We start from the raw sequence: 23,785 nt of genomic DNA, 5'->3' as shown, positions 1-23,785 counted from the left end.
GGTTCGGCTTCCCCACCCTCGTCTCCGGTAGCTATTTCCGCGGGAGTCCGCTACTCTCGGACGATGCTGAGCGACGTGATGGAGGACTACCTGAAGGCCATCTACGTCCTCCAGACCGAGGAGGGGCCGCCCGTCTCCACCTCCGCGGTCGCCGACTACCTCGGGAAGACCCCGCCGACGGTCACCGACATGCTCGGGAAGCTGGAGGACCGGGAACTGGTCGACCGCGAGCCGTACACCGGCGTCGAGCTGACGCCCGAGGGTGAGGCGGTGGCGCTCGAGGTGGTCCGCCACCACCGGCTCATCGAGGCGTTCCTCGCGGAGCGACTCGACTACGACTGGAGCGAGGTCCACGCGGAGGCCGACCGACTCGAACACCACATCTCCGAGGAGTTCGAGCGTCGCGTCGCGGAGACGCTCGGCGACCCGGAGGTCGACCCCCACGGCGACCCCATCCCGGGCGCCGACCTGGAGCCGGTCGAGGAGGACGACGCCGTCCGGCTCCACGCCTGCGAGGAGGGCGAAACGGTCGTCGTCGCCCGCGTCTCCGACCGCGACGAGGACGAGCTCGACTACCTCGCGGACGCCGGCATCGTGCCGGGCAACGAGCTTGAGGTCGTCGATGTCGCCCCCTTCGGGATGGTGACCGTCCGCTCGCCCGCGGGCGATCAGAGTCTCCCGGAGTCCGTCGCGCGGTCCATCCGCGTGCGGCCGGTCGAGGCGACCGCGTGACTGCGATGCGGCATCCAGGGCGGTGCGGCCGCGGCCGCACCGCCGCTCCGGACCGGCGGCCACCTTCCCTCATCGATGCGCCGATCCGGTGATCACGCGCCGGATCGGAACATCCGAAAACGGCGTCGCTGGCCCCGTCCGTCGCCTTTTTCACCGTCGCAGGGGTTCCCCGGAGCGTGAACGAGTTGGTCACGCTGACCGCCGGCGTCGTCTTCGGGCTCGCGCTCGCGGCGCCGCCCGGACCGATGAACGCCGTCATCGCCGAGGAGGCCGTGTTGCGGGGCTGGACCGCGGGCGCGCGCGCCGGCCTCGGCGCCGCGACGGCCGACGGCGTCTTCTTCGTGCTGGCGTACCTCGGCGTCGTCGCGTTCGTCGAGCGCCTGCCGACGCTGCGGGCCGCGATGGTCGCGGTCGGCGGCGTCCTGATGATCTACTTCGCGTACGGCGCCGCCCGGGGGGCGCGCGCCTCCTTCAGACCCACGGCCGGCGACGACCCGATGCTGGCCGAGGGGAAGGGGTTCCGCAAGGCGTTCGTCCTCGCGCTGACGAACCCCTATCAGGTGCTGTTCTGGCTCACGGTCGGCGTCGGACTGCTCCGGCCGGGGACGCTGGACGTGCTTGAACCGCTCCCGGTCGTCGGCGCCGACCTCGCGGGCGCGTTCGTGGTGACGACCGGCTCCCCGGCGCTGATCGTCGGTTTCTTCGCCGGGATCGGGCTCTGGGTCACGGGGTTCCCGGCCGCGCTCGTCGCCGCGGAGCGTCGCATGGAGCGGCTCGCGCCCCTCGTCGCGGTCGGCTCGGCGGCCGTGCTCGCCGGCTTCGGCGTCTACTTCCTCTACGACGCCGCGACGCAGGCCTTCCCCGCGCTGGCACTCCTGTGAGGCCGCGCCGGAAAGCGGCGAGCGGGAAGCCCCGGTGCTGGGCGAGCCCGCCGCGCGTCTCCGCGGTCAGACGTCGCCCGTCATCGCCCGGAACAGGGCCTCACACAGCTCGTCACGGTCGATCGAAAGCTCCTCTTCCTCCCCGGTCGGGTCCACCGTCGGCGTGACCGTGCCGCCCCCCATACGGGCGTGGCCGCCGCCGTCGCCGTTGGGGACCTCCTCGAGCGCCGACTCGATGGCCTTGCCCATGTGGACGCGGTCGTCACGGGACCGTCCCGAGAGGTGGAGCGTCCCGTCGCGCTCGCCGATCACCACCACCGCGGTGACCCCCTCCAGCTGGATCAGCTCGTCGGCCGCCTGCGGAACGGCGTCGACGTTGTTGACGCTGCCCACGTCCGCGACGGCGAACGAGCCCTGTACCTGCCGGCCGGCGATGGCGCGCGCTTTCACCTCCAGCACCTCGGCGTCGACCGCGGGGTTGGCGATCCGGTCGAGCCGGTCCTGGTCGACGCCCGGGTAGACGTAGCCGGCGGCCGCGAAGTCGGCCTCGCTCGCGCCGACGGTGAGGTGTTTGGTGTCGGCGAGGATGCCGTACAGAAGGCCCGTCGCGGCGTCGGTCGAGAGGACGTACTCGCCGCCGCGCTCGGAGGCGTGCATGTCCGGCGGTACCGGTTCGGCGTCGATGTCGTCGAAGTACTCGGCGACGATGGAGGCGGTCGCACCGTAGTCCGTCCGCACGTCGGTGAACTCCTCGCCCGCGCCGTCACCGGGGTGGTGGTCGACGACCGCGAGCGGGAGGACGCCGTCCGCGCCCGCGAACCCGCGCGGCTCGTTGTGGTCGACGAGGACGACGGACTCCGCCGCGAGGTCGCTGACGTGGTCGATCCGGTCGAGCTCCAGGTCGAGGACGGTCCGGAACGCGCGGTTCTCCTGATGGCGGATCTGGCCCGGGTACTGGACGGTCGCGTCCACGCCGAGCTGGTCCGCCAGCGAGGCGACGCCGACCGCGGCCGCCATGGCGTCGGGGTCCGGGTTCGGGTGCATCAGGACCGCGACCTCCTCGCGACCTTCGATCAGCCGCCGGAACGTGACGCCCGCGGGGCGACGCAGTCGCAGGAACGCGTACGTGCTGGCCGCGACGACGAACGCCGCGAGCGCTGTCGCGAGCGCCAGCTCCGGGTTCTCCCGGACGAACCCCTCGGCCGCTCGCAGGGCGTCCGTCCGTCCTTGCACCCACATCGTCCGTTCGCACCCACCGCCGACACAAGTAGTTCCCGGCACTCATCACACGCGGGACATGTCCGCCACGGCCGCGTCGGCCGCCCCCCGGCTACGGACCGCCACGCTCGGCACGGCACGCGTCGACCGCGTCGCGGTATCCCTCACGAAACGTCGGGTATCGGTAGTCGTACCCGAGCTCGCGGAGCCGGTCGTTCGAGCACCGCTTGCTCGTGCGGATCCGCCGCTTCGCCGCCTCGGATAGGTTCCCCGCGGACAGCCGCTCCGACTTCGATCGCTTCGCCGGGCGCTCGACGCCGCAGGCGTCCGCGAGCCAGTCCGCGAACGCGTGCTTGTCGACCGGTTCGTCGTCGACGGCCAGCACCGCGTCGTCGCGCGCGAGGTCGTTCTCGAGCAGAAACCGGACCGCTCCGGCGGCGTCGTCGCGGTGGATCATGTTCAGATACCCCGCGGTCACGGGGCCGTCGAGGTAGCGCTCCAGCCGGTACCGGCCCGGGCCGTAGAGTCCGGCGAAGCGGACGACCGTCCCGTCGATGCCCGCGTCGGCGGCCCGCCCGCGCGCCACGCGCTCGGCCTCCGTCAGCACCCGGGTCTTCTCGGTCGTCGGATCCAGCGGCGTCGTCTCGTCGACCCAGCCGCCGTCGTGATCGCCGTAGACGCCCGTCGACGAGGTGTAGATAAGCCGGTCCGGCGGACGCTCGCGCTCGGCGTACTCGTCGATCACGTTGGCGAGCCCGTCGACGTACACGCGTCGCGCGGCGTCCGCGCCGCGGCCGCCCGAACTCGCCGCGAACACGACCGCGTCCGCGTCCGGGAGCGCCGATAGCGACGCCGGGTCCGCGACGTCCGCCCGAACCGGTTCCAGCCCGGCCGCCTCGACGGCCGTCAGCCCCTCGTCGGACCGGCGGACGCCACAGACCCGGTGTTCTGTCCCCCCCGGATCGCCGACGGCGTCGGGATCGCGGAGCTGGCGACCGAGCTCGATCCCGACGTAGCCGCAGCCGACGACGACGACGCGCATCAGGGTTTCCGCCCCTCGATCACGCTCTGTATCTGTGCCAACTGCGTCAGCGTCATCCGCGTGCGTCCCTCCAGCGCCTGCTGGACCTCCTGTCCGGTGAGGTCGGCGTCGATGGCGCCCGCGATGGTGTCGACGTCGAGCACCGCCGTCGTCATCCCCATCAGCAGGTCGTCTCTGAGCTCGAACACCAGCGCGTTCGCGTCGCGGTCGTCGACGAGCGCGATCACGGCGGCGGCGTCCTCGACCGCGATTTCGGGGACCTCGCCGTCGACCAGCATCTCGGCGCTCGACCGGTCGAGCGACGTCGCATCCACGATCGCGTCGACCCCGGCCTCAGCGGCCGCCTCGAGCACCAGCGTCTCGTACCCCTCGAGTAGCGGTCCCGGCTCCGAGTCGGTCTCCGCGGGCACGTCGGTGAACATACCCGCCCTCGGCGCGCGGCCGGGAAAACGACTGCGGTCACCGGACACAGGACGCTTCGCGTGCGGTTCCGCCGAATGAATCCGGCGTCGTTTCGGGACACGGCCACCCGGCGGAAGTCTCGTCGCGCGTGCCGTCCACGTCGCCGACCCCCGGCGGTCCGGGCGGGACCGCGACCACGACGACCGTCCCGGTCTCGAACCGCACCTGCTCCGTCCGACCGAGCGTCACGGGCCCGCCCGCGAGTTCGACCGTTGCGGTCCCGGCCTCCCGGACGTACTCGAACTCCCCGTCGGGCGGACCGGTCCGCGGCGCCGCCACGGCGAACCGCGGATACGCGCCGGAGACCTCCACCGTCCAGACGTTGACCGTGGCGTACCAGTGCGTCGGCGTCGGGAGCACCGGAGCGCCCGCGGGAACCGCCCTGATCGCCTCCGGCGCCCAGTGGTCCGCGGCCGCGTCCGCGCCGCGTCGGAGCTCCGCCTCGACCCTCGACTCCAGTTCGTCCCGAGCGACCGCTCGGAGCACCGGCGCGGACCGGTTCACCTCCGCGGCGGACACCGTCGCTGGCCCCTCGTTCGCAGTCGCCACGATGGTCCTTCCCAGACGCGCGGCCAGGACTTCCTGATCCGCCGGGCCGAAACTTCCCCGCGCCGCCGCCTCGGCGGCGACCGTCTCGGCGTAGTCGCCGGTCCCCATCGCGACGGCGAGCTCGCCGGTCGAGCCCCACTGCCGCCGAGCGCTCCGCAGGCTCTCCGCGCGTTCGGACCGCGAGAGCTCCGTCTGCCGACGCAGCACGCGATCGGCCGCGGCTTCCACGGCGTCGGTCGACCTGTCGACCGAGTCCGCGAGGCCGTCCCGCTCGTTGCGAAGCGTTTCGTTCTCGGTGCCCGCGAGCGCCCGGTCGGTCCCGACGAGCGCTCGGCCGGCGGAGGACAGCGGAACGGTCTCGTCCGCTCCGAGGAGACGGTCCACGATACCGGACGCGGCGCCCGCGTACGGCAGCGTGACGAGGTTCCGGTTCCGCGTCGCGAGCGGCCTCGTCCGCGCGCCCGCGGCGACGCCCTCGACGGCGGCGCCGTCGACCGCGGTCCGGGGGAGATACCCGGGCGATCCGCGCGGAGCGAGTCCGACGCCTCCGCCGGGTCCGCCGTCGCCGATCGACCGGCGGACACCGCGCTCGGCCGCGGCCCGCGCGTCGAGGTACGCGCCGAGCGCACCGGTGTCGAGGGTCGCGCCGTCGCCCGCGGCGTCCGCGACGGCAGCCGACACCTCGTCGTCCGCGGTCGAACGCCGCTCGAGTGCGGCGATGACCCCATCCACGTACGCCGCGCGGGCAGCGACGCGGGCGCGGTCCGCGGCGCCGTCGTACGTCGCCGGAGCGTCGACGAGCTCCGCCCGCCGCTCCCGGAGGGTCGCCGCCAGCCCCCCGTACGGGTCGGCCTCGCCGGCGGCGACCTCCCGCATCGAGACGGTCGTCGACAGCTTGCTGACCTCGCGGTGGAGCTCCGCGAGGTCAGCCTCGACGTGCGTCGCGAGCCGGTCCGGTCGCTCTCCGACGACCACCGTCTCGCGGTCGACCCCGCCGTCGACGACGGCCCGGCGAGCGATCCGCGAGAGCTCGTCGTCGGTCGCGGCCGACAGGTCCGCCCTCGCGGTTGCGGGTACGTCCGCCAGGTTCGGTCCGTCGAGCGCCCCGCCCCGCTCGAACGTCGGGGCCGTGGGACGCTCCGGCGCTCCGGCAGTCGGAGCGTACGTTCCCTCGACGCGGATATCGACCCGGTGTTCCCGCGTCCGGACCTCCCGGCCGGTCCGGGTTGCCGTCCCGTTCGTCCACGTCCGTGTCGTCTCGTCGACCGTTCTGACGACACGGCGCGCGGTGCCGAAGTCGCTCGAGGCGATCGATGCCCCCGCGCCGTCGCCCGCCTCGACGACAGTGACCGTCCGCTCCCGCTCGACGTCCGTCAGCGTCCAGTTTCCGGCGGGCGGTTCGCCCGCCGTCGGACCGTTGCTCGTCGTCGTGTCCGCCCGGAGTGTGGCGTCGGCACGGAGCACCGCGCGCGCACGATATGCGTCCCGAGCGATCGCGTCGCGTTCCGAGACGGTCGACAGGAGCGCCGCGTCCGCGACCGCGCCCACTTCGACGGTGCGCGTCCTGTTCGCTCCCTCCAACCTGTCGGAGACCCGGTCGCCGTCGGTCCCGTCCCCGACCTCGCGTTCCGAACCGGTCGTCGACTCACCGACGACCGTCCGGCTCCACTCCTCCTCGTCGAGTTCCGTCGGCGCGAGCAGGTCCGCGACCCCGGTGCGCGCCGTTGCGCGGCGAACGCCGGCCTCCGCCCGGGGGTCCGTTCCTCCGAAGACGTTGCGCTGAACGCGGACGATGCCGGCGTTCGTCGAGAGCTCGACGTGCCGGTTCGCGAGCACGTTCTGAACCGGGGCGCCGCCGTGCTGTGCGTAGCCGCGCGCCCAGGTGACGGGGTACAGCCGAGCCGTGAGCTGCCGCCCGAGTCCGGGCCCCTCGAGCGCTCCGCGGTTCAGCCGTTCCTCGAACCGTTCCGTCCGTTCGTGGGCCGCGAACACTGGCACGGGGACGACCACGGTCACGTTCCGCGTCCGCCGCGTGACGGTCCGGCCGTTCCGGGTCGCGGTCGTCGTGACGTTCCGCACCGTCGCTCGGAGAGCGGTCCCGTTCGCGACCGGCGAGACCGACACGCGCTCGCGGGCCGCGACGAGGTCGTCCTCGTCCCGAACGGCCGGAACCTCGCTGACGGCTCGGACGTCGCCGACGCGCCGTTCGGTCGCGGGAAGGGACCGAGAGACCTCGATAGCGATCCGGATCCGCAACGCGTCGGTGAACGGGGAACCCGGCCTGACCGCCGGGACGGCGCTCCCGTTCGCTCCGTCGGCGGCCGGTACCGCGGTGACCGGCTCCGCCGCGGCGTCGCGGGCCGCGTCGGCGACGCCGGCGCGCACCGCGGGCGTCGCGTCCGTCGCCGCGCGTTCCACCGCGCGCTCCACGCCGTCGTCGACCGAGACCCGCCCCTGCTGCTGGAGGGCGCCGGCGTACGCGACGCTCGATACGAGCAGCAGAACGCCGATCAGCGCGAACGGGACGCGCCCCCGGTCGTCGGCGGCGATCCTGACCGTCGACGGACGGCGCAACTCACCACACCTCCACGACGATCCGGACGCGTCCGGGGGCCTCGATGCCGCCACGAGCCGCTGTGTCACCGTCGCGCCCATGACTCGCGGCGGCGACCGCCGTCCGGTCGGTGCTCGCGTCACGCTCTCTCGATCTCCGATCCCCCGGAGCGGTGACGACGGCCACGTCAACGTCGACGTTCGGCGGCGGCTTCTCACCGACGACGAACGGGGACCGGACGGTTCCCTCGGGGGAGCGGAACGCACTCAACCGGATCCGGCCACCACGCAGGTCGCGGAGGACCTCTCGAACGACCTCCCGGACCGCTTCCGGGTAGTCGCCCGCCCCCACACGCGTCCCGTCCGCCTCGATCATCGCACCGCGGGCGATCAGTTCGGCCAGCGTTGCGTGGTGCGTGGCGGACCGCTTCTCGCCGCTCGCGTCGGCGTCGGACGTGGCCTCGCCACGCGGTGCGGTCCGATACTCGACGGACGCGGTCGTCCCGGCGACCACGTCCGCGACCGCCACGGCGCCCGGGGACGCGGCGCGGTTCCCGCCGTCGACCGCTCCCCCGCTCGCGAGCACGCCGACGCCGGCCGACAGACACAGCAGAAAGACCGTCACGTCGAGGACGGTGCTCGTCACGTCCACACCACCACGCGGAGCGTTCCGGGGCTGTTCTCTCCCGGAGCGGTCCGGACCGGAACCGACCGCTGAGCGGTGTGCGTCGGTGCGCCTCCTTCCGGTGGTCGCGGATCGCCGGCGGTCCATCGCCGTTCCCCTGCCGACAGACGCGCACGAACCGCCCGGTGTTCCCCGACCACACCGTCGGGGACCGTCAGGTTCGCGGGCCTCGCGACTCCGCCGTCGGCCGTCGCGTCGTGAACACGGTCGAGGATGTCGGCGGGGCGACCACCGCTCCCCGCGTCGTCGACTCCATGCAGAACGCCAACGTACACCGCCATTCCGGCGCCGACGGCCGCCAGCGCGACGAGCGCCGCGACGGGGTCGGCCCACCCCCTATCCGACAAGCGTGACATGCACGTCCCCCCAGTGAACCCGCCGGATTCGGAGCCGATCGGACGCCGTGCGCCATTCCGGTTCGGTCTCGCGCGCGTTCCGCGCCGCGGCCGCGAACGCCCCCGAGGAATCGAAGACGGCCGAGGGCGGGGCGCCGCGAAGGACGCGCGCCAGTCGGCCGTTCCCCCGGACCGGCGTCACCGCCCCCCGACGAAACCCGGCGCTCGCCGTGCCACCCTCGCCGTCGAGGACGATGCGCTCGGGAGTGATCCGGATGCGCTCCGCCGCGATTCCGTGCTCGCCGGTGGCCGGGTAGTCGCCGCCCGCGACGGCGTCGACCGTCGCCGCGGCGCCGGCGGCGTCGGGCGCCGGGGCGCTGGGAAGCGCGGACGCCACGCCCAGTACCGCGACGCTGAGCGCGGCGACGCCGACCCACGCGTACAGTCCGTCGAGTGGGACCTCGAACATGGCCCGGGTTGGGCTCGGTCTGTGGCTTAAACGTGCGGGCGGTCACAGCAGCAACCCGGCCCCGACGAACGCAGCCAGATACGTCGCGGTCGCGGTCGGAAGCGCGATCCCGACCCGGTACGCGACGAGCGTCGCGCTCGCACCGCGTTCCAGGACGGTGGCGATCGTCGTCAGAACGACCGAGAGCAGGAGGACGTACGCGCCGACGATGCGGCCGAGAACGGCGACGGACAGCGCGTTTTCGGCCCCCGGTACGCCCCCCTCCCCGGCTTTCGCTCCCGTGGCTCCGGACGAACCGGGAACACCCGAAGCCTCGAGCCCGCCCGTTTCGGCACCAAGTGTCGGAACGGTCGTGCCGGTGTCCCCGACCAGTCCGGCCGCGAGGGCGACGGTCGCGCCGCCGACCAGCGGTCCGAACAGCGCCGCGGTGTTCGAGAGCGTGCGCGTGACGGTCGCGAGCCGCCTCGTCGCCTCGCGTTCGAGCCCGCGAAGGTCATCGAGCTGATCGGCGAGTTCGAGCAGCACGTCACCGGCCGGTCGTCCCTCCCGGGCGGCGAGCGCGAGCAGCGCCGCGACCCCGCGGGCTCGCGCGCTCGGGACCGCGGCCAGCGGGCCGCCCTCGCCGAGGAATGACTCCCGGACCCCGATACGGAGCGTCCGCCCACGCGCCGCCGCGTCGGCGAACGCCTCGCCCGTCGGTCCGGCGACCGACTCTCCCGCCCGAGCGACCGCGCGTTCGACCGCGACCCCCTCCGCGACGTGTCCGCCGACCACGGTCATCGCGTCCGCGAGGCCGGCCTCCAGATCACGAACGCGTTCCAGTACGCGCCGACGGGGGCGCGCGGCGACGAACAGCGCCGTCCCCACCCCCGCGCCGACCACGGCGACCGGAACGGCCCACTCGGCGACGACGGCCCCGGCGACGACGCCCCCCACGATTCCGGCGACCACACCCGCTCCGAGGGAGGCGAAATCCCGATCCGAGACGTCGGGATGGTCTGTGGTAACGCGCGGGGGCGGGAATGCCACCGGACGCCGAAGCAGGAGCCAGCCGCCGGCGGCACAGAGGGCCGACGGCAGCAGGACGACGTAGACGGTTGCCATGGTCGCGGCGCCGACCGGGACGCCGGCGGCGCTCGCAGCGGGCAGCAGCGCGACGAGTGCGAGGGGGAGCAGGACGCCGAACGCGTAGATCCCCGAGACCGGGCCACGAACGTCGCCGACGAACGCCGCCATGCGGTCGTCCGCGCCGGCCACCACGGCGTCGAGCGCGCGGTCCAGACAGCGGTCGCGACGCTCCGACGGGGCGGTCGCCGCCGCCCGCAACAGCGTCGTGGCGCGCTCCAGCGCGGGGAACCACGGGGTCCACTCGTTCGCGAACGCACACAGTCCGGCGTCGGGGCGCCCCCGCGCTCGCCGGGCGTGACCGCGGAGGCTCGCGGCGAGCGGTCCCCCGTCCGCTCCGCCGGCGAACGCGACCGCCCGCTCCAGCGACGGTTCGATCCGCATTCGGAGCACCGCACGTCCCACCAGTCCGGGCGCCGCACCGAGGGCGCGGGTCCGCGCCACGCCCGCCAGCCAGACGGGAAGACGGTGGGAGACGTGGACGACCGCGAGCGCGCCCGCGACGGAGAGCAGCGCCGGGACGGCGACGGATCGGACGCTCCCGCCGGGAAGCACGCCGAGGGACGACAACGCGACGCCGGCCGCTCCGCACAGCGCTCCGACGACGGCGCCGCGCCGGTAGCCGCGGGTCAGCACCGCCTCCGCGTCCTCGTCCCGGTCGCGGAACGCGAGCGCTCGCCGGAGTTCCTCGCTTGGCTCGTCCGTCCAGGGACGGTCCGCGCCGTCGCTCATTCGGTCGCCCCCGTGTCGACTGACGATCCGGTCCCGCACGCCCGCTCACGGTCGGCCACGGCCGCGGCCACGTCGCGGGGGCGCGTCCGGTCCTCGTCGACGAGCGTTCGCAGGGCGGTCGTCCTGGCGTCGACGCGACGAAGCACGTCGGCGTAGCGCTCCGTCGACGCCGCGAGCCCCGCGACGAGGCGGCTCTCTCCGCGGTCGATCCGGCCGGTCGGCGCGAGCCCGTCCGTTCCCCGCTCGAACAGCGGCTCGAACCGTACGCAGCCGGCCCCTTCCGCCCCCGTGTCGTCGCGACCGCCGCACACCTCGCTTATCTCGGTGACTTCGTGGTCGGCGAGCGTGACCAGGAGGTCCGTGCTGGCGAAGGCGGAAGGCGCCACGCCGAGATCCTCGACGACGCGCTCGCGCACCTCGGGACCCGACGAGCCGTGGATCGTTCCGAGAACGGCGTCGCCGCCGGCGCCGACCCGCATCGCCTCGTACAGCGCCGCCGCCTCCTCCCCCCGGACTTCGCCGACGACGAGCGCTCCGTCACCGAGCCTGAGTGCCGTTCGGACCGCTTCGGACGGCGTCGGCGCCGCGCCCGCTCCGGGGTCGGTGTTGAGTCGCTGGACGTCGCGGTCGGCCCCGCGAAGCGAGGCGGCCGGGAGCTCCGGCGTGTCCTCGACGAGCACGACGCGCTCGGTCGACGGGAGCTCCCAGAGCAGCGCGCCGAGCGTCGTCGTTTTTCCGGCACCGCGGCCCCCCGCCACGAGCGCCGCCACGCCGCGCTCCGTCGCGACCGAGAGCAGGCCGGCGGCTCGCGCCGTCAACGTACCGGCGTCGACCAGCCCGGGGAGCGTCCACGCGTCCTCGCCGCCGCGCCGGAACGCGAACCCGAGCCCGTCGCTCGCGGGGTCGGTCGTCGCCGCCACGCGGACGGGGCCGCCCTCGGTGTCGAGCGTCGCGTCGAGGGTCGGCGCCGCCCGCGAGAAGCCGTCGCCGCTCGCGCGTCGGAGCCGCGAGGCGAGCGTCGCGGCGCCGGCAGGCGGCACGCGTACGTTCGTGGTCAGCCGCTCGCCGTCGACGACCACGCGGAGGGGCGTCTCGGAGACGGGGGGCGCGAGGAAGGCGTCGCTGACGTGGTCGTCCGCGAACACGTCGGAGAGGACTCCGAAGCCGCGCGCGTGCTTGCACAGCACGTCCGCGATCTCCTCGACCGGATCGTCGGCGTCCGCGACGGCACGTACGGCCCGACCCGGCGCGCGTTCCCCGGCGTGTCCGTTCCCGAGCAAGCGCTCCCGCGCGTCAGCGAGCGTTGCGAGAGCGTCGTCTTCGAGCTCGGCCGACGGCGGGGTCAGATGATACGTTCGCAAGGGCCCGTCGCCGTCGTAGATCCGGACGGTTGCGCCGGTTCCGGTCTCCCATCGGTCGCGGAGCATCGCTCCGGTCGGGAGTCGCGCGGCGACGCGCGCGGTCCCGACGGTCGGCCCGACGAAGGGGCGCAGAAGGTCGTCGTACCCGGCCGCTTCCTCGGCGATCGCAGCGAGACCGGTTTCGGCGACCGCGCGTGCGGGGGCGCCGGCGCGGCCGACTGCCTCGGTGGCCGCTCCCAGCGGGTCGGTCGCGGCGCGATCGGCCAGCCGGTCCTCGTGGAACCGAACGCGTTCCCGGAACCGGCCAGCCGCGACCAGGAAGGCCGCGGCGCGTCCGGCGTATCGACGCTCGAGGCCACGACACCTCACGCTGACTGCGTTCGCGTCGCGGTTCGTCAGCGCCGCGATCACCGTACGGCGGCACGCAGGCCGCTCGGCCAGCCGACCGGCGCCGTGACAGCCGTCGGCGTCGACGGTCAGTACCGTCCGATCGGCGACCGCGGTTCCGGACGGCTCCGTGAACGACGCTTCGCACTCGCAGCGGGACGCGGCCGCGTCACCGTCCCGAACGCGGTCGCGCACGGCGAGAGCACCGGTTCGGACGCGGTCGATCAGATCCATGCGCCGGTTGGTCTCCGCTTCCGATTTAAGAATGAGGTCGCGACAGGACGACCGAGGGTCTCCCTTCGAGGCGAACGTATCGAAGCCGAATCCGGGTCGTCCCCCGGTCGAGTTCGACCACACTCCCGCCGGCCGTCGTCACGCTCGGGATCGGAATCGTCCGGGTCGGCCGCTCGCGGATTCGGTATCCGAGCGCCGTCGGATCGCCCTCGGCGTCGTCCTGTCGCACGCCGCGCTCGGAGCCGGCCCGCGTCGCGATGCCTGGGTCGGAGCCCGGGCTGGAGCCCGTCCCTGCGTCCGCCCCGGATCCCGCCGAACCGCCGGACGAACCACGGAACGCGGACCGCGGGCCGATTCCGGCGAACGCGACCGGGGCGGCGTCGAACCCGGCCGGGACACTAACGCGGACCGTCCGCCGTGCCGCCGGTTCGCCGGGTCGGGCAGCGGCCGAGTCCGCCGCGAGGTCGGCCGCGGCCCGGTCCAGCCGCTCGCCGGCGGTCGCGATCCGGTCCGCGGTGGTCTCGGCACGCGCGTCCGCCAGCGCCGGCCCCGCCGCGGCCAGCAGCGCGACCGCCGTCGCCGCCGCGAGGACCGCGCGGATCACAGGGCGTCGCGCAGTCGGTCGACGACCCCCGGAGCGAGCCCGTCGGTCCGGTCGCCGCCGTCGCTCGGACCGTCGGCGGCGTCCGCCTCAGCCGTGTCCGGGACCGCGGCCGCGACCGCCGGCTGGTCCGGGAGCGCCGCGTCGATGGGGCGGTCCTCGGTCGGTCGCGGTCCACGGGTTGCCTCCTCCTCGGGGGGATCGACCGCGGGTTCGCCGCGTGTCTCCTCTCCCGGCTCTCCGGACACTCCCGACCGAGCGGTCGCGAGTGCGAGGTCGGCCCGTCGCTCCACCTCCTCGTTGACTGCCCGAACCCCGCCTGCGTATCCTCGAAGCGCCTGTACCGCAGCATCCAGTTCGTCGAGGCGTTCGTGAAGTGCTGCGAAGCGGTCGTCGAGCTCTTCGAGTCGGGTAACGGTCTCGTCGGAGAGAGGATCGCCCGTCTCGGCCGGCGAATCCGTACCTCGGGCCCGCGGCGACTCCCGTTCGGCGACCGCGCGTTCGAGGGCGGCGACACGCTCCGCGAGCGCCGCCGCAGCCGTGGTGTCGCTGCGAGCATCCCGTTCCGGGCCCTCGGACGAGACGGCCGGCTCCGACATGCTCTCGGGGCGAGTCGACTCCGCGTCGGCGTCTCCGTCGTGCATGCGCCGGATGGCTCGGTATCCGGTTTAAGCGTCGGGGATGGAGGTGGGATATGGTCGACGGTAGGGGCGCCGGCCGGGGCGGGGAAACGTTGATGGTCGGCGCGGCGACAGTGCTCCTCATGAAGACCGTCCTCGTCGGCGTCGGCCAGGCCGGGGGGAAGATCGCGACCGCCCTCGCCGAGTTCGACGCCGAGATGGGGTTCGGCGCGGTGGTGGACGCGGTCGCCGTCAACACCGCCGCGGCGGACCTCGACCCCCTCCCACTGGAAACGGTGCTGATCGGACAGGACCGCGTGAGCGGCCACGGCGTCGGCGGCGACAACGAGCTCGGCGCCGAGGTGATGCAGGCCGACGCCGGGGAGGTGCTGGGCACGCTCTCGTCGCTCATCACCTCCGAGGCGGAAGCCGTCTTCGTCGTCGCCGGACTCGGCGGCGGGACGGGTTCGGGCGGCGCGCCCGTCCTGATCCGGGAGCTGCAGCGCGTGTACGACGTGCCGATCTATGCGCTCGGCGTCCTCCCCGGCCGCGACGAGGGGGCGCTGTATCAGGTGAACGCCGGGCGCTCGCTGAAGACGACGCTCCGGGAGGCCGACGCGACGATACTGCTCGCCAACGACGCGTGGCGCGCGAGCGGCGAGAGCGTCACCGAGGGGTACGACGCGCTCAACCGCAAGCTCGCGAAGCGCGTGGGGCTCCTGCTCGCGGCGGGCGAGGCGACGCAGGGCGTCGGGGAGTCCGTGGTCGACGCCAGCGAAGTGATAAACACCCTGCGTGCGGGCGGCGTCGCGGCCGTGGGCTACGCCGACGCCCCGGCCGCCGAGGACCCGGAGGAGAACCTCAACATCGTCATCAGCACGACGAGGAAATCCGTGATGACCGGTCTGAGCCTGCCCGAGGCGACGACCGCGGACGCCGCGCTGCTGGCCGTCGCGGGGGGCCCCGACCGGATCCCGCGGAAGGGCGTCGAGAAGTCCCGCCGCTGGCTGGAAGACGAGACGGGGAGCATGGAGGTCCGCGGCGGCGACTTCCCGCTCGACTCCGACCGGCTCGCGTCGATCGTGTTGCTGGCGGGCGTCGAGCGGTCGGACCGCGTCCAGCGGTTCCTCGAGCGCGCCAGGCAGGCCGCGGAGGAGACGGACGAGGAAGAACGCGCTCGGGAGGATCCGAGCGCCGCGTTCGACAACGACGAGCTCGACGGGCTGCTGTGACCGGGGATCGCTCTCGTCGACACGGTTCCGTCGCTCGGCGAGCGGCGGGTCACAGAAATCCGCGGGGCCGCGACGGCGGCTGGCCGGTCAGACCGCGAGGTCGCCCGACGCCTTGATCACGTCGACCGCCTCGGCGTCGATCGTCTCCACGTCGAGCCAGTGGGAGACGTACTCGCGTTTGGCGTAGGTTTCGCGCTCGTCCTCGGTGCCGACGGTACACCAGAGCTGGGGCTCGTCGGGGCCGTGCCAGTCGCCCTGCCGAGTGACGGAGAAACACACCAGCTCCTCACCCTCGTAGTCGATCACCGCGTCCCGGCGGATCCCGGGGTCCCCACGGATGATGAGGTGTTGCATATCCCGAGGTTCGGCGGTCCGGCGCTTAATCGCTTCGATGGCGCACAACGGCGGCGGTTATCTGCACCCGCGGTCGCCGGTGGCCGTCTGTCGGGCGGTTCGTGGCGCCGACGGATACCGAGCCGTTCGCGAGCGCCGACCGCACGGTGTGTCCCCTCGCGAGCCAAACCGCTTTAGGCGGGGGTCGACAAGAGGGAGCGATGGCAACGTGCGACGAGTGCGGGGAGTACGAGAACCTCCCGTACCAGTGTCACCGGTGCGGGCAGTCCTTCTGTTCCGAACACCGCCTCCCGGAGAACCACGACTGCCCGGGCTTGGCGAACTGGGACGACCCCTCGGGCGTGTTCGAGAGCGACACCGACGCCGCGCGACGCTCCGGCGGCTCGTCGGGCGAGTCGAGCGGTGACGGTATTCTCGGCGGGCTCGGCGGCACCGGAACCAGCGGGGCCGGCGGCCGACGCGGTGTCGGCCCGGCGGGCGGCGTCCGCGGCTTCGCCGACCGAGTGAAACGCGGCGTTCGAGGGATCTCCTCGACCGGCGGGCTCCTCCGGGCGTTCCGCGGGAACGTCACCTACCTCTTCCTCGCGGTCATGTGGGTCGTGTTCGTGCTGGAGTGGGTGGTGCTCGGACTGTTCGGCGAGGCCGCCTTCCGCGACGTCTTCATGCTCTCCACGGCCAACCCCCTCTACGTCTGGACGTGGGTCACGTCGGTGTTCGCTCACGACCCCGGCTGGCTGTTCCACATCGTCGCCAACAGCATCGGGCTGTTCTTCTTCGGCCCGCTCGTGGAGCGGTACGTCGGGTCGAAGCGGTTCGCGGCGTTCTTCCTCGTCGCCGGCGTGATCGCGGGCGTCGGCAGCACCGCCTACGCGCTCGCGATGGGCAATGCGCAGGCTGCGCTCGGCGCCTCCGGGGCCGTGTTCGCGATCCTCGGCGTCGTCACCGTTCTGCGGCCGAACCTCGAGGTGCTCCTGTTCTTCGTGATCCCGATGAAGATCAAGGTGCTCACCTACGGGCTGGCGGCGCTGTCGCTGCTGTTCGTGATCCAACCGGACATCGCCGCCGCGGTCGGGATGGGCCGGATCGGCCACCTCGCGCACCTGCTCGGGTTCGTCGTCGGCCTCGCGTACGGGTACCGCGTCGAGGGGACCGGGCCCGTTCGGGGCGGCGGCGGGCGAACGGCTCGCGTCTCGCGCGGTCCGGGCGGCCCCGGCGGCCCCGGCGGTCCGGGGAGGCGGCGATGACGACCGGACCGGGGAGGCGGCGATGACCGGGGCCCCGGACGCCGACGCCCGACCGCGGTCGACGCTCGATCTGGCGCGCCCCGAGTTCGTCCCCGACCCGGACCTGTCCCGCGCGGAGATGGAGGCACTCCAGCGCGAGATCGCCGAGGCGGCGACGTTCGCGGACGAGTTCCCGTTCGACCCCGAGGCGGTCCGCGTCGAGGCGGCCGCGGACCTGACGACCGGCGTCCCGGCGGCCGTCGACCCCGAGCACGCGCCGGGCGTCGACCCCGAGGCGCCGGTCGTCGTCGGCGTCGACCAGGCGTTTCTGGACGACGCCGTCGTCTCCGCCGCGGTGGCGCTACAGGGCGGCGCGGTGATCGAGCGAACCCACGCCGTCTCGCCGCTGTCGATCCCGTACGTTCCCGGGCTGTTGGCGTTCCGCGAGGGCGGACCGATCCTCGACGCGCTCGGGACGCTCTCCGTGTCCCCCGACCTCGCGGTGTTCGACGGCTCCGGACGGATCCACTTCCGACAGGCCGGCATCGCCACGCACGTCGGCGTCGCGCTCGACCTGCCCAGCGTCGGCGTCGCCAAGAGCCTACTGTGCGGCGACCCGGACGACGCGACCGAGGAGCGCCCGGAGGGCTGGTCCACGCCGATCCGTGCCGACGACTCGGTGGAGGCGCCCGACGGCACCGTCATCGGGCACGCCTATCAGTCCAGACAGTACCCCAACAGCCGGCGCGTGAACCCCCTCTACGTCAGCCCGGGCCACCGCGTGAGCGCCGGGACGACGCGGGACCTCGTCGGACGGCTCTGTGCGGGCTACAAGCTCCCCGAGCCGACGCGGCTCGCGGACGCGTACGCGGACGAGGTAAAACGCCGGCTGCAGTCGGAGTGAGGCCGCGGCCGCAGTCGGCGTGAGGTCACGCAGTCCTACGGGTCGCCGTCGTCACGCAGCAGCGCGACCGCGCGCTCGGTCGTCTCCGTCGCGGCGTAGCCGCGGCCGCCGGGCGTCTCGGCTTCTTCGACCAGTCCGGCGGCGCGGAACTCCGCGAGCAGGCCGTGGAGGTCCGACTCGCAGAGGTCGAAGGCGTCGAGTAGGCCTACGACCGGGCGCGGGCCGTCGTCGGAAAGGGCCACCAGCAGGCCGAGGGACCGGTCGTCGTGGGCGGCGGTCACGACGCGCCGGACCGGGTCGGGAACGCCGCTCGCTGCCGTCTCCAGCGGAGACTCCCCCTCGACCGGCTCGATCCGGTCGTTCTCGAGGTAGCGCTCCGCACCGGACTCGGGGTCGCGGACGAGGCTCGACTGGTCCGAGCGCTTGACGAGGAGGTAGCGCCGGCCGTCGGCGTCGCGGACGGTTCGCATCAGGTCCGAAAAGGCGGTCGGGGCGGATTAGCGTTCCGGGCTCTCGTCATCGCTCGCGGGGGCCGCGTCGGCGGCGTCCGCGTCCGCCGTCTCCTCGGCGTCCGCGTCCGCCGTCACTTCCACGCCCTTCGCCTCCGCCCTTGCGGCATCGGCCTCCGCGTCGGCCGCGGCCTCCCGCTCCTCGTACCGCTCCCGCCAGTTGGCGTACTGCATGTACGTTCGGAGGGCCGCGAACAGTCCCAACACGATCATGCCGCCGCCGAGCTGCGTCATCCCGCGGAAGTACGCGAGCATCGCGCCGAGGCTGACGAGCAGGACGGCCGCGTTGGCGAGGACGGCACAGATGATGAACGTCCGGGCCGTGTCGGGGTGGAGGTCCGAGAGGCTCCCGGCGAGGTCCTCGTCGCTCGCCTCGGGAAAGCGGTTCCCGTAGTCGGTGACGCTCGGCGTCTCGGGGCCGAGCTCGGACTCCTCGGGCGACGCCTCGTCGAAGCCGCCCAGCGCGTCCTCGAAGGCGTCGCCCGACCCGTCGCCGTCGTCTCCCGGAAACACGGCTCACGGTTGGGGAACTGGCAGGAAAGGGGTTCCGGTGTGTCAGTCACAGCCACCCCGTTGAGATTCCGACGCGGCGCTGCCCCGGTCAGGCGGCGTCGCGCAGCGCCACCGTTCGCGTCGCCTCGACCCACGCGAGCGGGTTCTCCGCCTCGAAGAGGACCACGCTCCCGTCGTCCTCGTACGCCTCCACCACGGCCTCCGCGTCACCCGCGGCCGCACGGTCGTCCGCACGCTCCACCGTCCCGTCGTCGGCGTGTGAGTTCGAGGTCACGCCGCGTGGTATGGTGTCACAAGGTAAATGCCTTTCCGTCGCCGCGAGCGGGCCAGTTCCCATCGGGCGAGCCGACCGCCCCCGGGCGATTCGCTACGGAGCACGCAGGCGCTCCTCGGGACGGCCGCGGGGGGCGAAAGGCCGACCTTTTTAGCCGGGTGCGCCAAAGGGCGCCCATGACTCAGAGCGGGCTCTCGGACTTCGGTTCGGACGGCGCGGACGGCGGGGAGGGCCCCGACGACCGCCCGGACGACGTGACCGAGGAGGCGCGCGTCGTCGCCGGCAACGGCCGCGGGCGCGTCAGCGACGTGGTCGACGTCGACGAGGCGAAGTTCCCGGACTCGACCGGGACGGTCGAACTGATGATCACGCAGGTCGACTACGCCGTGGAGGGCCACGGCGCCGGCGAGTACCCCGTCGTCCACGTCTTCGGCCGCCGGCCGGTCGAGGACGGCGACGACGTGACCGAGCACATCCGCGTCCTCGGCGTAGAGCCGTACTTCTACGTCCCGACGGAGGACCTCGACCGTGACCCCGAGGAGGCGTACGACGTGGTGATCGGTACCCGCGAGGCGGACCCCGACGGCGACCCCTACGAGAGCATCCGCGGCGAACCGCTCACGAAGATCGTGACGCGGACGCCCCGCGACGTGGGGACCATCCGCGACGACTTCGAGACCTCCTTCGAAGCGGACATCCTCTTCCCGAACCGCTTCCTGATCGACAACGGGATCAACGGCGGGATCCGCATCGAGGAGCGTCGCCTCGACGACGGCCGCCTGCAGGTCCACGAGGGCCACCTCGAACCGGCCGCGGTCGACGCGGAGATGCGCGTCCACAACCTCGACATCGAGGTCGACGACCGCAACGGCTTCCCCGAGGACGGCGAGGAGCCGATCATCTGTCTCACCAGCCACGACTCCTACCGCGACGAGTACGTCGTCTGGCTGTTCGAGTCGGACGACGCCGCGGTCGAACCCCCCGACGAACTCCCGGGCTACGAGGGGCTCGTGAGCGACGTGACCTTCGAGGTCCGAACCTTCGACGACGAACCGGCGATGCTCGACGACTACGTCGACTACCTCGTTGAGACGGACCCGGACATCCTGACGGGGTGGAACTTCGAGGACTTCGACGCCCCCTACCTCCTCGACCGGATGGAGGAGGTCGCGAAACGCCCGGACCACGACCGCGACCTCTCGCTCGACCGCCTCTCCCGTATCGGCGAGGTGTGGCGCTCCGGGTGGGGCGGCCCCGACATCAAGGGCCGCGTCGTCTTCGACCTGCTGTACGCCTACAAGCGCACGCAGTTCACGGAGCTGGAGTCGTACCGGCTCGACGCGGTCGCGGAGATGGAACTCGGCGCGGGCAAGGAGCGCTACGCCGGCGACATCGGCGACCTCTGGGAGCAGGACCCCGAGCGCCTGCTGGAGTACAACCTCCGCGACGTGGAGCTGTGCGTCGAGATCGACCGCAAGCAGGACGTGATCGCCTTCTGGGACGAGGTGCGGAAGTTCGTCGGCTGCAAGATCGAGGACGCGCCGACCCCTGGCGACACCGTCGACGTGTACGTCCTCCACAAGGCGTTCGGCAAGTTCGCGCTCCCCACGAAGGGCCAACAGGAGTCCGAGGAGTTCGAGGGGGGCGCCGTCTTCGACCCCATCACCGGCGTCAAGGAGAACGTCACCGTGCTGGACTTGAAGAGCCTCTACCCGATGTGCATGGTGACGATCAACGCCGGCCCGGAGACGAAGGTCGACCCCGAGGCGTTCGACGGCGAGACGTACGTCGCCCCCAACGGGACCCACTTCCGCAAGCAGCCGGACGGCATCATGCGCGAGATGGTCGACGAACTGCTCAGCGAGCGCGAGGACAAGAAGGCGCTCCGCAACGAGCACGACCCCGACAGTCAGGCGTACGAGCAGTACGACCGCCAGCAGGCGGCCGTGAAGGTCATCATGAACTGCTTCTCGTCGGACACCGACGTGCTGACGCCGGAGGGCGTCAGGAACATCCGCGATCTCGAGGTCGGCGATGACGTGTACTCGCTGGATCCGGACTCGATGGAGATGGAGGTGAAACCGGTCACCGAGACCCACGAGTACCCGGAGTATCGCGGTGAGATGGTCGACATCGAGACGAGCAAAGTCGACTTCAGCGTCACCCCGAACCATCGCATGCTCGTCCGGAAGGACGACAAGAACGGTGCATCCTGGGAGGACTTCCAGTTCGTGGAAGCCGGTGATCTCAACGACGCCTCGCACTACGAACTCCCGCACGACTGGGACGGTCCGGACGGCGACCCGCTCGACCGCGTCGACCTCACTGAACTGATGGACGGTGACTACGAGGTTTGGTGCGATAACGACATCCACGGCCACACGCTCGCCGCCGAGATCGGGTACTACCCCGACAAGATGCAGAAGCAGGGCGAACAGGGCACCGGCTACGTGTTCAGTGCCGACGAATTCGAGGAACACCGGGAATACCTGGACACCAACTGTTCGAACTTCTACGTCCATGCCGAGCGCGGCCGGAAGTGGATCCCTCGGTTCTACGACGGGGACGACTTTCTCGAACTACTCGCGTGGTACGTCACCGAAGGTTCCGTGTACACCTCTGAGGACAAGCAGTTCGGCGAGAACTTCCGGGGAAGCGCCACGAAGGTGAACATCGCGCAGGACGCGATTCCGGGTGACGCGGTCGCCGATGGTGGCGAGCGGGACGACCACTCGGCCATCGGTGACCTCCTCGACAGGATAGGCTTCGACGCGTACGTCGACGAACGAGGCTATCAGTTCACGTCGAAGCTCCTTGGTGACTGGCTCGTGGACGCGTGCGGGAGCGACAGCTTTCAGAAACGGGTTCCGAACCTGGTGTTCGGCCTGAGCCGGGACCAGAAACAGCTGTTCCTCGACACGCTCATCGCTGGCGACGGTGACCGACAACCGAACAGCTGGCGGTACACGACGTCCAGCGAACGCCTTCGCGACGACGTCCTGCGCCTCTGCGCGCACCTGGGACTGACCGCGAGCGTCAACCACGACAGTGGTTCGTGGCGCATCTACTGCACCGAAAAATCGAAAAACAGCTTCCGGATGCACCGTTCAGGCGGGACGAGCACGGCTGAGGACGGCGCATACTGCGTGACCGTCGAGGACAATCACACCCTGCTTGCCGGCCGGGACGGCAAGTTCCAGTTCGTCGGGCAGTCACTGTACGGCGTCACGGGGTGGGACCGGTTCCGGCTGTACGACAAGGAGGGCGCGGCGGCCGTCACGGCGACCGGCCGCGAGGTGATCGACTTCACCGAGGACGCGGCCGCAGAAATTGACAAAGAAGTTACATATGGGGATACTGACAGTATCATGCTGGAGCTCGGGTCCGACGTGTCCAAAGAGGACGCCATCGAGCAGTCGTTCGCCATCGAGGACCACATCAACGAGTCGTACGACGAGTTCGCACGCGAGGAGCTGAACGCGGAGTTCCACCGCTTCCAGATCGAGTTCGAGAAGCTCTACCGCCGCTTCTTCCAGGCGGGCAAGAAGAAGCGCTACGCGGGCCACATCGTCTGGAAGGAGGGGAAAGACGTCGACGACATCGACATCACGGGCTTCGAGTACAAGCGGTCGGACATCGCGCCGATCACCAAGGAGGTGCAAAAGCACGTCATCGAGCTCATCGTCACCGGCGACGACATCGACGCCGATCTGGAGGAGGTGACGACCTACCTCTCGGACGTCATCGACGACTTCCTGACCGGGAACATGGACTTGGAGAAGGTGGGCATCCCCGGCGGCATCGGCAAGCGGCTCGACGCCTACGACACCGACACCGCGCAGGTCCGCGGCGCGAAGTACGCCAACCTCCTGCTCGGCACGAACTTCGACCGCGGCTCGAAGCCGAAACGGCTCTACCTGGAGAAGGTCCACCCCGACTTCTGGCAGCGGATGGAGAACGAGCGCGGGCTCGACCCCCAGACGGACCCGCTGTACGGCGAGTTCAAGCGCGATCCGGACGTCATCTGCTTCGAGTACGCCGACCAGATCCCCGAGGAGTTCGCGGTCGACTGGGAGAAGATGCTCGACAAGACCCTGAAAGGTCCCATCGAGCGCGTCATCGAGGCGCTGGGCACTTCGTGGGAAGAGGTCAAGACCGGCCAGGAGCAGACCGGTCTCGGCTCGTTCGTCTGACGACTGGCGATACGTTGATCTTTGTGTGAAAAAGCGGTTCTCCGTGTGTGGCGTGAACGCGTAGGAGACCTCAGACAGCCCGCGATACGCTGGTGTTTGTGTGGTCAAACGTCTTGCTGCGCTTGCTGCCAACCCAGAAAGCCCTCGGCCGCTCGCGGCCGCTGAGCAACATATCGGCGCTCTCCGACCGGCGAGACAACCCGCGTCTCGCTGCCCTCCGGCGTGCAGTGGCGCGCCGAAAATCGGAGATTTTCGAGCCGCCGTTCGCTCCGCACCGCGCTCACGGCGACGCCGGAGACACAGACCGCGCCGATAGAGGTTGCTCAGCGACTCCCCTCCGGCGCGACCGGCCTCGCCCTTTCAGTCCGCCGCGAGACAAACCGCGTCTCGCGAGCCTCCGGCGTGCAGTAGCGCGCCGGAGACGCCAGGACGTGGTTCGTCCGTTCGGTCGTCGCGACTGGCTGCTCGGTGAGTCTCCACATTGGCTGTCGAGGCACGCGTGGCCTCACACCTCCCCAGCCTCAGCCGCCCGCGGCCTTCGCGTTGCTCCGGCCGCGGGCGGGCTTCCCTCGCGCGCGTTGCTCGCGCGCGCGCCAA

The 23,785-nt window shown here is 72.0% G+C and carries 21 protein-coding genes; 6 read left to right on the top strand and 15 right to left on the bottom strand.

The annotated features are described in order from the left end of the window. The first annotated feature begins 63 nt into the window (after positions 1-63). Positions 64-732 (top strand): metal-dependent transcriptional regulator, encoded by a 669-nt coding sequence (locus ACQE3L_RS03645; protein ID WP_426962437.1) that lies wholly within the window; start codon positions 64-66, stop codon positions 730-732. A 176-nt stretch (positions 733-908) separates the two neighbouring features. Beyond that, on the top strand, positions 909-1,613 hold the full coding sequence (locus tag ACQE3L_RS03640; protein WP_426962436.1) for a LysE family translocator: 705 nt from the start codon (positions 909-911) through the stop codon (positions 1,611-1,613). 66 nt (positions 1,614-1,679) lie between these two features. Here ACQE3L_RS03640 and ACQE3L_RS03635 read toward each other — a convergent pair whose 3' ends face one another. The 11 genes from ACQE3L_RS03635 to ACQE3L_RS03585 all read right to left on the bottom strand — a co-directional run bounded on the left by ACQE3L_RS03635 (position 1,680) and on the right by ACQE3L_RS03585 (position 14,010). Continuing rightward, a complete protein-coding gene (locus tag ACQE3L_RS03635; RefSeq protein ID WP_426962435.1) occupies positions 1,680-2,852 on the bottom strand; it encodes a DHH family phosphoesterase in 1,173 nt (390 codons plus the stop codon). Positions 2,853-2,943: 91 nt separating this feature from the next. Further along, positions 2,944-3,873 (bottom strand): NAD-dependent epimerase/dehydratase family protein, encoded by a 930-nt coding sequence (locus ACQE3L_RS03630; RefSeq protein ID WP_426962434.1) that lies wholly within the window; start codon positions 3,871-3,873, stop codon positions 2,944-2,946. Then, entirely contained in the window at positions 3,873-4,295 is a 423-nt protein-coding gene (locus ACQE3L_RS03625; RefSeq protein WP_426962433.1) for a DUF5791 family protein, read from the bottom strand. Before ACQE3L_RS03625 ends, ACQE3L_RS03630 begins: the two co-directional genes overlap by 1 nt. 37 nt (positions 4,296-4,332) lie before the next feature. Continuing rightward, positions 4,333-7,458, bottom strand: a complete 3,126-nt coding sequence (locus ACQE3L_RS03620) for a DUF7286 family protein (protein WP_426962432.1) — start codon at positions 7,456-7,458, stop codon at positions 4,333-4,335. A gap of 1 nt (position 7,459) precedes the next feature. Continuing rightward, positions 7,460-8,083, bottom strand: a complete 624-nt coding sequence (locus ACQE3L_RS03615; protein WP_426962431.1) for a DUF7284 family protein — start codon at positions 8,081-8,083, stop codon at positions 7,460-7,462. Then, on the bottom strand, positions 8,080-8,478 hold the full coding sequence (locus ACQE3L_RS03610; protein WP_426962430.1) for a DUF7285 family protein: 399 nt from the start codon (positions 8,476-8,478) through the stop codon (positions 8,080-8,082). Before ACQE3L_RS03610 ends, ACQE3L_RS03615 begins: the two co-directional genes overlap by 4 nt. Next, complete coding sequence (locus tag ACQE3L_RS03605) at positions 8,459-8,926, bottom strand: DUF7283 family protein (RefSeq protein ID WP_426962429.1); 468 nt, start codon at positions 8,924-8,926, stop codon at positions 8,459-8,461. The genes ACQE3L_RS03610 and ACQE3L_RS03605 overlap by 20 nt, the downstream gene beginning before the upstream one ends. Before the next feature lie 42 nt (positions 8,927-8,968). Next, positions 8,969-10,783 carry a type II secretion system protein gene (locus tag ACQE3L_RS03600; protein ID WP_426962428.1) on the bottom strand — a complete coding sequence of 605 codons (1,815 nt, stop codon included), beginning with the start codon at positions 10,781-10,783 and terminating at the stop codon, positions 8,969-8,971. After that, on the bottom strand, positions 10,780-12,765 hold the full coding sequence (locus tag ACQE3L_RS03595; protein ID WP_426962427.1) for an ATPase, T2SS/T4P/T4SS family: 1,986 nt from the start codon (positions 12,763-12,765) through the stop codon (positions 10,780-10,782). Before ACQE3L_RS03595 ends, ACQE3L_RS03600 begins: the two co-directional genes overlap by 4 nt. 25 nt (positions 12,766-12,790) lie before the next feature. Continuing rightward, a complete protein-coding gene (locus tag ACQE3L_RS03590) occupies positions 12,791-13,369 on the bottom strand; it encodes a DUF7311 family protein (RefSeq protein ID WP_426962426.1) in 579 nt (192 codons plus the stop codon). Next, positions 13,366-14,010, bottom strand: coding sequence for a DUF7310 family coiled-coil domain-containing protein (locus ACQE3L_RS03585; protein ID WP_426962425.1), 645 nt, complete (start codon positions 14,008-14,010; stop codon positions 13,366-13,368). Before ACQE3L_RS03585 ends, ACQE3L_RS03590 begins: the two co-directional genes overlap by 4 nt. A gap of 119 nt (positions 14,011-14,129) precedes the next feature. On the opposite strand from ACQE3L_RS03585, the gene ACQE3L_RS03580 reads away from it, so the two are divergent. Then, positions 14,130-15,218: a tubulin/FtsZ family protein gene (locus ACQE3L_RS03580; protein ID WP_426962424.1), complete on the top strand. Its 1,089-nt coding sequence runs from the start codon at positions 14,130-14,132 to the stop codon at positions 15,216-15,218. A gap of 87 nt (positions 15,219-15,305) precedes the next feature. On the opposite strand, the gene ACQE3L_RS03575 is transcribed toward ACQE3L_RS03580, so the two are convergent. Continuing rightward, positions 15,306-15,572 carry an HAH_0734 family protein gene (locus ACQE3L_RS03575; RefSeq protein WP_426962423.1) on the bottom strand — a complete coding sequence of 89 codons (267 nt, stop codon included), beginning with the start codon at positions 15,570-15,572 and terminating at the stop codon, positions 15,306-15,308. Positions 15,573-15,772: 200 nt separating this feature from the next. Here ACQE3L_RS03575 and ACQE3L_RS03570 point away from each other — a divergent pair, with 200 nt between their 5' ends. After that, positions 15,773-16,816 (top strand): rhomboid family intramembrane serine protease, encoded by a 1,044-nt coding sequence (locus tag ACQE3L_RS03570; RefSeq protein WP_426962422.1) that lies wholly within the window; start codon positions 15,773-15,775, stop codon positions 16,814-16,816. A 22-nt stretch (positions 16,817-16,838) separates the two neighbouring features. Further along, positions 16,839-17,699 carry an endonuclease V gene (locus ACQE3L_RS03565; protein WP_426962421.1) on the top strand — a complete coding sequence of 287 codons (861 nt, stop codon included), beginning with the start codon at positions 16,839-16,841 and terminating at the stop codon, positions 17,697-17,699. Between the two features lie 35 nt (positions 17,700-17,734). Here the strand turns inward: ACQE3L_RS03565 and ACQE3L_RS03560 are convergent, their stop codons facing one another. The 3 genes from ACQE3L_RS03560 to ACQE3L_RS03550 form a co-directional block, all read right to left on the bottom strand. Then, positions 17,735-18,169 (bottom strand): DUF7346 family protein, encoded by a 435-nt coding sequence (locus ACQE3L_RS03560; protein ID WP_426962420.1) that lies wholly within the window; start codon positions 18,167-18,169, stop codon positions 17,735-17,737. Between the two features lie 27 nt (positions 18,170-18,196). Next, positions 18,197-18,721 carry a DUF7322 domain-containing protein gene (locus ACQE3L_RS03555; protein WP_426962419.1) on the bottom strand — a complete coding sequence of 175 codons (525 nt, stop codon included), beginning with the start codon at positions 18,719-18,721 and terminating at the stop codon, positions 18,197-18,199. Positions 18,722-18,809: 88 nt separating this feature from the next. Next, positions 18,810-19,058, bottom strand: coding sequence for a DUF7331 family protein (locus ACQE3L_RS03550; RefSeq protein ID WP_426962418.1), 249 nt, complete (start codon positions 19,056-19,058; stop codon positions 18,810-18,812). Between the two features lie 113 nt (positions 19,059-19,171). Between ACQE3L_RS03550 and ACQE3L_RS03545 the strand changes: the two genes are divergently transcribed. Next, positions 19,172-23,188 (top strand): DNA polymerase domain-containing protein, encoded by a 4,017-nt coding sequence (locus ACQE3L_RS03545; protein WP_426962417.1) that lies wholly within the window; start codon positions 19,172-19,174, stop codon positions 23,186-23,188. Positions 23,189-23,785: the final 597 nt, after the last annotated feature.

The organism is Haloparvum alkalitolerans (assembly GCF_050122995.1).
GTDB classification, from domain to species: Archaea; Halobacteriota; Halobacteria; order Halobacteriales; family Haloferacaceae; genus Haloparvum; species Haloparvum alkalitolerans.
The sequence above is the reverse complement of the archived record's forward strand: the minus strand, read 5'-3'. Positions and strand labels throughout refer to the sequence as shown.